We start from the raw sequence: 6,780 nt of genomic DNA on the forward strand, positions 1-6,780 counted from the left end.
GACTACGGGGCGGGGGGAGGCGGCGGGGGCGTCGGCGCGCCGTCGTCGTACGGCAACGCCCCGGCGCCCAAGGCGCAGGTCGTCGACTGGATCAAGCAGGCGCTCACGATCATCAAGTCGCCCGAGATGGCCGCGATCATGCGGCAGCGGGGTCTGGACGTGAACGACCTGGACCCGAACGACCCCAATGACATCCAGCGCATCTGGACGGTCATCTACCACGAGTCCGGCGGCAACCCCAATGCCATCAACAACTGGGACATCAACGCCAAGAACGGCGTGCCGTCCCAGGGGCTGATGCAGACCATCCCGCCCACCTTCAACGCGCACGCCCTGCCCGGTTACGGCCAGATCCGGGAGCCGGTGGACAACATCATCGCCGGCGTGCTGTACACCTACAGCCGCTACGGCAACCTCGCCGGCCACCCGGGCATCTCCTCTCTGGAGAGCGGCGGCGGCTACCGGCCCTACTGATTTCGGGAATACCAGGTTACGCAAATGTGAATTGTATTCGCATGTTGTTGCCTGCCTGGGTAAATGCCCATTTTGGGGGCTTACCCCGGTGATACAAAGATCGGGTGTCGACCCCATCTCCGCCGAGCTCCCCGACGCCCGATCCCAGCGTGTCCAGCGAGACGCCGTCACCCGAGCCGACTCCGTCGACGTCACCGTCCCCGTCGGACACCCCGACACCGAGCCCGTCGGACACCCCCACGCCGTCCCCGTCGGACACCCCCACGCCGAGCCCGTCCGACAGCACCACGCCGAGTCCGTCGGGGACTCCGACGTCCAGCCCGTCGGTGGTCAGCCCGTGCCCGCACTCCCCGCCATGTCCGCCGCCCGTGTGCCTGCCGGAGTCGCTGCGCCCAAGCGCGACGAGCAGCAGCCCTAGCGATCCTGCGGACACATCCAGGGAGAGCGGCGACTCCGGCGGATCATCAGACCTCCCGGGATACGAGTCCAACGCCGGCTCCATTGATTTGTTTGCCGAGGCCCTGATCAACTCGGCCACGAACATAGGTCTCCTCAGAGACCAAGTCCCCCGCCTCGAGAACTGGAGCGCCCCACTTACCGGCGTCCCCCTTATCGCCCAAATGTTCGTTGCCCGTTACAACGACGCCTCCGATAGTTGGGGCGAAGCCGCGGGCATCCTGCGTGACGCCCTTGAAGCCAACAGCGGCAAGATCACCAGAGCTGCGCAGAACTACCGGGACGCGGAAATCGCCAGCGGAAATAACTGAGAAGGATCCGCATGTCGACCCCATCAAACCTGCCGCCGAGCCTGATCCTGCCCGGTTCGGGTCCGGCCCCGCAGAGCACTCAGCCGGCTTTCGTGGCCCGGCCTAGTGGCCTCCTTGTGCCCAGCGGCACCACGCCGACCCCTGCCGCCCCTGCCGCCCCCGCCAATTCCGGCTTCTTCCAGCGTTTGATCGCCGCCCTACGCCGGGGGCGGGTGCAAATCGAATCGTCGTTCGTAGGGACCGTGCTCATGGCCAGCGTGGTAGCCGTGGATGTGGCGGCCGTTGCCAACCTGGGTGACCCGGAGCTGTTCTACGAAAAGCGAGACGCCTGGATGGCTACGAAGGACTCAGTGGAGACCAGCAGGAGCGAAGTGTGGAATAGCTGGACCGACAATATCGCGACGAACTGGTCGGGCGACGCCGCCTCCATCGTCGAGACGAACATCAGGTTCAAGACCAACGGCCTGTTCGGGGCACTCGGCGATGTGGGCTGGGAGATGAGCAGCGCCATGAACAAGCAGGCCAAGGAGGTGCTCGAGTACGACTTTTCGGTCCTGTCCATCGTGCTCGCCTCTGGGCCGGTCTTCCAAAAACTATGGGCGATGAGGTCGCATCCCGTCGGATTGGTCATGCTGCTCACCCAGGGCGGCATCTACGTAGGCCTGCTCGCCAACCTCATCACGCAGTTCGCCGACCTTCTCGTCGCCAACGACAGCGCTCTCTACGAAGTGAAGGGGAAGCTCAACAACATGAGAGCCACGTTCTATGAGGACGGCGACCCGAATAAGGGAATTCTTAATTTCAACCTCTCGGCCAACATCTCGGACCCCGACCTGACGGAGAATCTCTGGGTTCCGATGGGGGAAAACTGATGAAAGAGATCGAAGCTTTCGCTGAAGGCAGGGAAGGCGATCTTGCCGGCCTGCTGCGCGAGATCAACGAGTGGACCGGCACGCTGGCCGGCAGGATGAACGACCTGGCCCAGGAGCGGCTGGAGGGCACGGACGCCGGCGGCGTCGTACGCGCCCGGGTCTCCGGCGCCGGCCGCCTGCTCGGGCTGGCCATCGACTCGCGGGGCCTGCGCGGCCTCGACAATGTCCAGCTCGCCGAGGCCGTCAAGGAGGCGATCGGCGCGGCCCACACCGCCATGGGCGACCGGTTGACGGAGCTGATGGCCGACCTGCCAGGCGCGGACGCGTCCGCGCAGGCCGCGGGCGACCCGCTGGCGCCCCACATCGCGCGCGTGCTGCGGGAGGGATGAGCCATGCGCGAGATGGAAGAGGCGATGGCGCGCCTGGAGGAGATCGTGGCGTCCGCCAGGCGGGCCGAGGAGGCTGCGGCCGAGTGGAGCGCGCGCCAGTTCGTCGGCCGCGCCGACGAAGGCCGCATCGTGGCCACGACGAACGCGCTCGGCGTCCTGGTCGAGCTGGAGATCCACCCGCTGAGCAGGAAGCGGCTCGACGCCCGCCGCCTCGCCGACGAGATCACGGCCGCCGTCGTCAAGGCGGAGGAGGCCGCGGCGGCCGCCAAGGACGGGCTGATGAACGGCTTGCGTCCCTGACCGCGAGACCGTGAACGAAACCCCCTCCGGGAACGCCCGGAGGGGGTTTACGCGGTGCGGATCAGCCGCAGTTGGCCCAGTCCGAACCGGTGTTGGCGTACCCGACGCCGCCCGAGAAGCGCACGCACTTCCCATTGGCGGGCAGCTTGACGGGTCCGGCGTAGAACTCGTAGTCGCCGGCAGCCGTGACGCTGGGACCACCCTGAACTTCGAGCGTGGCGCTCACTCTGCTCCGCTTGCCCACGTCCGTGGTCTTCATGGTGACCACGCAGTTCTCGCCGGTGCGGGCGTTGTAGAGCTGGAAGACCTCGCCGCCGGGGAGGGCCTTGCTGCGCTGTATGGAGAAGCCCACTCCGCAGACCTGGGCCGGCGAGTACGGGTTGTGTGTCACCGGCGGTGGGCTGCTCGTGGTGGGCCTGGGCGCGGTCGTGACCTTCGTCGGCGAGGGCGCCGAAACCGTCGGCCTGGTGGCCGAGGCCGTCGGCTTCACAGTGATCGTCGGCTTCACGGTGATCGTCGGCTTCACGGTGACCGTCGGCTTCGTGGTGACCGTCGGCTTCGTGGTGACCGTCGGCTTCGCGGTGACCGTCACCGTCGGCGGAGGCGTCACGGTGACCGTGACGGTCGGCGCGGGAGTCTGGACCGAAGACGGCGTCGGGGTCTGCGTCACCGTGACCGTGGGCGCGGGCGTGGCCGACGTGGGCGCGGCCGACGCCGTCGGCTGCGTGACCGGCTGGGTGTTGAGCGGCGTGGGTGTCGGTACGGTGCTGAGCTCAGGCGGCGTGGGCGTCTGCGACGCCCAATCCGTCGGCAGCACCATCGGGCCCACGTCGTCGGGGTCGGCCTCCGAGGGGTCCGCCCACGGCACGGTCACCTCGGGCTGGCCCTGCCCGGACGGGTCCTGCCCCGGCTGCTGCGGCTGGCCCTGCTGCGCGAACTCCTTCCCGGGCTCGGCCTCCGCCGCCGGCGTGCCCACGGCCGCGGCCACAGGCTCGAAGCGCTGCGTCGAGGCGTACCGGTTGGCCCCCCACAGTCCCATGACGGACAGCAGCACCAGCGCGCTCACCGCGGCGACGAGCCCCAGAGGGAACCTGCGAGGGGGGCGGGAGGGCACCGTCTCCCCGGGAACGGTCGCCTGCCGCTCCGACTGCGGCGGCTCCCATATGGGGCCGGGCGGCGGCGGCACGGGCACGCCCTCCATCGGCGGGGGACCGCCGTGGACGGGTTCCTGCGGCACGGGCGGCGGCCCCCACGTCTGCGGCTCCGGCAGCGTGGGCGGTCCGGCCTGCGGCGGCATCCCGGACATGGGCGCCCCCTGCACGGGCACGCCTGGGACGGCCACGCCCTGGATGGGCACGCCCTGAAGGGGCGCTCCAGGGACGGGCACACCCTGCACGGGCACGCCCTCGATCGGCGCGCCCGGCTGGTGCGGCTGCTTCTGCGCCAAGGCGCCGGCGCCGCCCCGCTTGTCCCCGAGGAGCCGCAACAACGCGATGTACGTGGTCGGGCGCGGCGTGACGTCCTTGGCGAGCGCGGACAGCACCACTTGGCGCAGCGGCTCGCCCAGGTTCCCCACCTCGGGCTGCCCGTTCAGCACCGCCTCGGCGTCCTGGCCGAACGGCGGCTTCCCGGTCGCGGCGAACACCACCGTCGCGGCCCAGGCGAAGATGTCAGCGTACGGCCCGTACCCCAGCCCCTTGAGCTGCTCTGGAGCGCGGTACCCCGCCTCACCCACGGGGTCGCCGAGGTCGACGTCCGTCACCCGGGGGCCGTCGGCACCGATGATCACGTTGTGCGGGGTGAGCCCGCGGTGCGTGATGCCGGCCAAGTGCACCGCGGTCAGCGCGGTCAGCACGCCCACCGCCACCCGCTCGAGCGCGTCGGCGTCGAGCGGGCCGTCCTCGGCCACGATCTCGGCGAGGCTCCGCCCCTCAACGTGCTCGCGCACGACGTAGGGCCGGTCGCCGTGCTTGCCGGCGTCCAAGGTCCTGGCGACGTACGAACTGGAGACGCGCTGCACCCCGGTGAGCCGAGCGATGTCGTCGCCGCCCTGTTCCGGGGCGGCGGGCAATAACTTGACCACTCTCAGGGGCGCGTCCTCGGACTCCTTGCCGAGATAGGCCGTACCACGTGGCCCATCCGTCAGTCGTCCCGAGATGACGTACGCGCCCAGCTTCTCGGGATCACCCGGCCGCAGGGGGTGCATCTCTGTCCCTTCAGTAAATCCATGATCTCAAGGGGACATTTAACCAAATACGCCACATTGGCATCAGTAGTTTGACGAGCGAATCAACAATTCACCGAACTGCAACCCTCAGGACGGCCGGCCCGCCCGCCAGCCTCGGCGCCGGCCCAGCGGAATGAGCAGCGCGAGCGCGCCCGCCACCGCGATCGTCATCATCGCGCCGGCTCCGACCGCCATCGAGATACCGATGGCGGTCTCGTCGCGGGGCGGGACCTTGGCGATGGCATCGGCCGGCAGCGCGGCGGGCGGTGGCTCGGCCACCACGGGCGCGTTGGCGGCCTCGTAGGGCAGCACAGCCGTGACCGCGAGCACCGGGTTCACCATGCCCGCTCCGGTGCCCGCGCCGGCGGTGCCGTCGGCGGTGGCGATGATGCGGCGGCGTACCTGCTCCTGGGTGAGCTTGGGAAAGCGGGCCCGCACGAGGGCGGCGGTGCCCGCCACGTACGGCGCGGCGAAGCTGGTGCCCTGCAGGCCGCGCATGTAGGCGCGGCCCGGCCAGGGAGCGGTGATGTCCGTACCGGGACCGAGCACGCCGACCGGGGTGGTGGCGTTGGACGAGTCGGCGCGGCGGCCGTCGGGAGTGGCCGCCCCCACGGCCAGCACACCCTCGTACGCCGCGGGATAGGCGGGCACGTCCTGGTCGTCGGGTCCGGTGACGTTCCCGGCTGCCGCGACCACGACGATGTCCTGATCGAGCGCCCGCTGGACGGCGGCTCTCAGCCCGGGGTGGTCGGAGGCGCGCACGGAGACGTTGATCACCTTGGCCTTGGCCGCGACCGCGTCGTTGATGCCACCGATCAGCTTGTTGATGTCGCCCTCGGTCTTGTTGCTCTGCTTGACCATCACGATTCGGGCGTCGGGCGCGACACCGTGGAAGGGGACTCCAGCCAGGTGGCGGGCGCCGATGATGCCCGAGACGGCGGTCCCGTGGCCCACGCAGTCGCGGTGGCCGGTGTGCGTCTCGTCGATGATCTTGGAGATCTGGACCTGCGGGTGGTAATCGGCCCCGCTGTCGACGACCGCGACCGTCACGCCCGCGCCCTTGCTCAGCCGCCAGGCGTTCTTGATGTCGAGCCGCTTCTGCGCCCACGGCTCGCTGGCGGGCAGCTTCAGCGTGCCCTTCTTCGGGTTGCACTCCTCGGGCGCGGCCGCCGCGGGGGCCCCGAGGATGTGCAGCGCGATCAGGCTCGCAAAAAGGGCGCGACCAATCATGACGGGATAGCGTAGACGGTACCTAGCCGCAGTTGGCCCACCCCGCACTCGTGCTCCCTGAGCCCGCGCTGCCGGCGTAGCGGACGCACTTGCCCTTGGCGGGCAGTTTGACCGGGCCCGCGTAGTACTCGAAGTTCCCGGAGTCGGTCTTGCCGCCACCGCCCTGCACCTCCAGCGTCGCGCTCACCGGTGTGGACTTGCCGACGTCCGGGCCCGATTTGAGGGTGACCACGCAGTTCTGGCTCGTGCTGTTGTTCCACAGCTGGTACGTGGTGCCGCCGGTGAACGAGCTCGACCGCTGGACGACGAAACCGCCACCGCATACCTGGGTCGCGGTGTAGGGGTTCTTCTTCACGGGCGGCGGGGTCGTCCTGGTCGGGGTCGGCTTCGCAGCCGTCCTGGTCGGGGTCGGCTTCGCAGCCGTCCTGGTCGGGGTCGGCTTCGCAGCCGTCCTGGTCGGGGTCGGCTTCGCAGCCGTCTTCGTCGGGGTCGGGGTCGTCTTCGTCGGGGTGGGCTTCGGC

The 6,780-nt window shown here is 69.6% G+C and carries 8 protein-coding genes and 1 pseudogene; 5 read left to right on the top strand and 4 right to left on the bottom strand.

Features of this window, described 5'->3' with window-relative positions; genetic code table 11:
* Nucleotides 1-474: transglycosylase SLT domain-containing protein (locus ETD86_RS51450; RefSeq protein WP_170223754.1), on the top strand; the 474-nt coding region annotated here is incomplete at its 5' end.
* Nucleotides 475-490: 16 nt separating this feature from the next.
* Here ETD86_RS51450 and ETD86_RS56380 read toward each other — a convergent pair.
* The gene (locus ETD86_RS56380; RefSeq protein WP_170223753.1) at nucleotides 491-964 is read right to left on the bottom strand and encodes a hypothetical protein; all 474 of its coding nucleotides are present in this window, start codon (nucleotides 962-964) and stop codon (nucleotides 491-493) included.
* A 130-nt stretch (nucleotides 965-1,094) separates the two neighbouring features.
* On the opposite strand from ETD86_RS56380, the gene ETD86_RS56385 reads away from it, so the two are divergent.
* From ETD86_RS56385 to ETD86_RS51470, 4 genes are read left to right on the top strand one after another with little or no spacing between them, the layout of a single operon-like run.
* A complete protein-coding gene (locus ETD86_RS56385) occupies nucleotides 1,095-1,241 on the top strand; it encodes a hypothetical protein (protein ID WP_170223755.1) in 147 nt (48 codons plus the stop codon).
* An 11-nt stretch (nucleotides 1,242-1,252) separates the two neighbouring features.
* Nucleotides 1,253-2,113: a hypothetical protein gene (locus ETD86_RS51460; protein WP_138673910.1), complete on the top strand. Its 861-nt coding sequence runs from the start codon at nucleotides 1,253-1,255 to the stop codon at nucleotides 2,111-2,113.
* Nucleotides 2,113-2,502 carry a YbaB/EbfC family nucleoid-associated protein gene (locus tag ETD86_RS51465; protein WP_138673911.1) on the top strand — a complete coding sequence of 130 codons (390 nt, stop codon included), beginning with the start codon at nucleotides 2,113-2,115 and terminating at the stop codon, nucleotides 2,500-2,502. Before ETD86_RS51460 ends, ETD86_RS51465 begins: the two co-directional genes overlap by 1 nt.
* Nucleotides 2,503-2,505: 3 nt before the next feature.
* Nucleotides 2,506-2,802: a YbaB/EbfC family nucleoid-associated protein gene (locus ETD86_RS51470; protein ID WP_138673912.1), complete on the top strand. Its 297-nt coding sequence runs from the start codon at nucleotides 2,506-2,508 to the stop codon at nucleotides 2,800-2,802.
* 61 nt (nucleotides 2,803-2,863) lie between these two features.
* On the opposite strand, the gene ETD86_RS51475 is transcribed toward ETD86_RS51470, so the two are convergent.
* The 3 genes and pseudogenes from ETD86_RS51475 to ETD86_RS51485 all read right to left on the bottom strand — a co-directional run.
* Nucleotides 2,864-5,008, bottom strand: coding sequence for a serine/threonine protein kinase (locus ETD86_RS51475; RefSeq protein WP_138673913.1), 2,145 nt, complete (start codon nucleotides 5,006-5,008; stop codon nucleotides 2,864-2,866).
* A gap of 108 nt (nucleotides 5,009-5,116) precedes the next feature.
* Nucleotides 5,117-6,259: a S8 family serine peptidase gene (locus ETD86_RS51480; protein WP_138673914.1), complete on the bottom strand. Its 1,143-nt coding sequence runs from the start codon at nucleotides 6,257-6,259 to the stop codon at nucleotides 5,117-5,119.
* Nucleotides 6,260-6,281: 22 nt separating this feature from the next.
* Nucleotides 6,282-6,780, bottom strand: a pseudogene (locus tag ETD86_RS51485) (serine/threonine protein kinase); the annotation flags it as partial.

Source organism: Nonomuraea turkmeniaca (assembly GCF_005889735.1).
GTDB classification, from domain to species: domain Bacteria; phylum Actinomycetota; class Actinomycetes; order Streptosporangiales; family Streptosporangiaceae; genus Nonomuraea; species Nonomuraea turkmeniaca.

Excerpts from the sequence above, each read along its gene's own strand:
- ETD86_RS56385 (WP_170223755.1), top strand. The coding sequence starts at position 1,095 with ATGTTCGTTGCCCGTTACAACGACGCCTCCGATAGTTGGGGCGAAGCC.
- ETD86_RS51460 (WP_138673910.1), top strand. The coding sequence starts at position 1,253 with ATGTCGACCCCATCAAACCTGCCGCCGAGCCTGATCCTGCCCGGTTCG.
- ETD86_RS51465 (WP_138673911.1), top strand. The coding sequence starts at position 2,113 with ATGAAAGAGATCGAAGCTTTCGCTGAAGGCAGGGAAGGCGATCTTGCC.
- ETD86_RS51470 (WP_138673912.1), top strand. The coding sequence starts at position 2,506 with ATGCGCGAGATGGAAGAGGCGATGGCGCGCCTGGAGGAGATCGTGGCG.
- ETD86_RS51475 (WP_138673913.1), bottom strand. The coding sequence starts at position 5,008 with ATGCACCCCCTGCGGCCGGGTGATCCCGAGAAGCTGGGCGCGTACGTC.
- ETD86_RS51480 (WP_138673914.1), bottom strand. The coding sequence starts at position 6,259 with ATGATTGGTCGCGCCCTTTTTGCGAGCCTGATCGCGCTGCACATCCTC.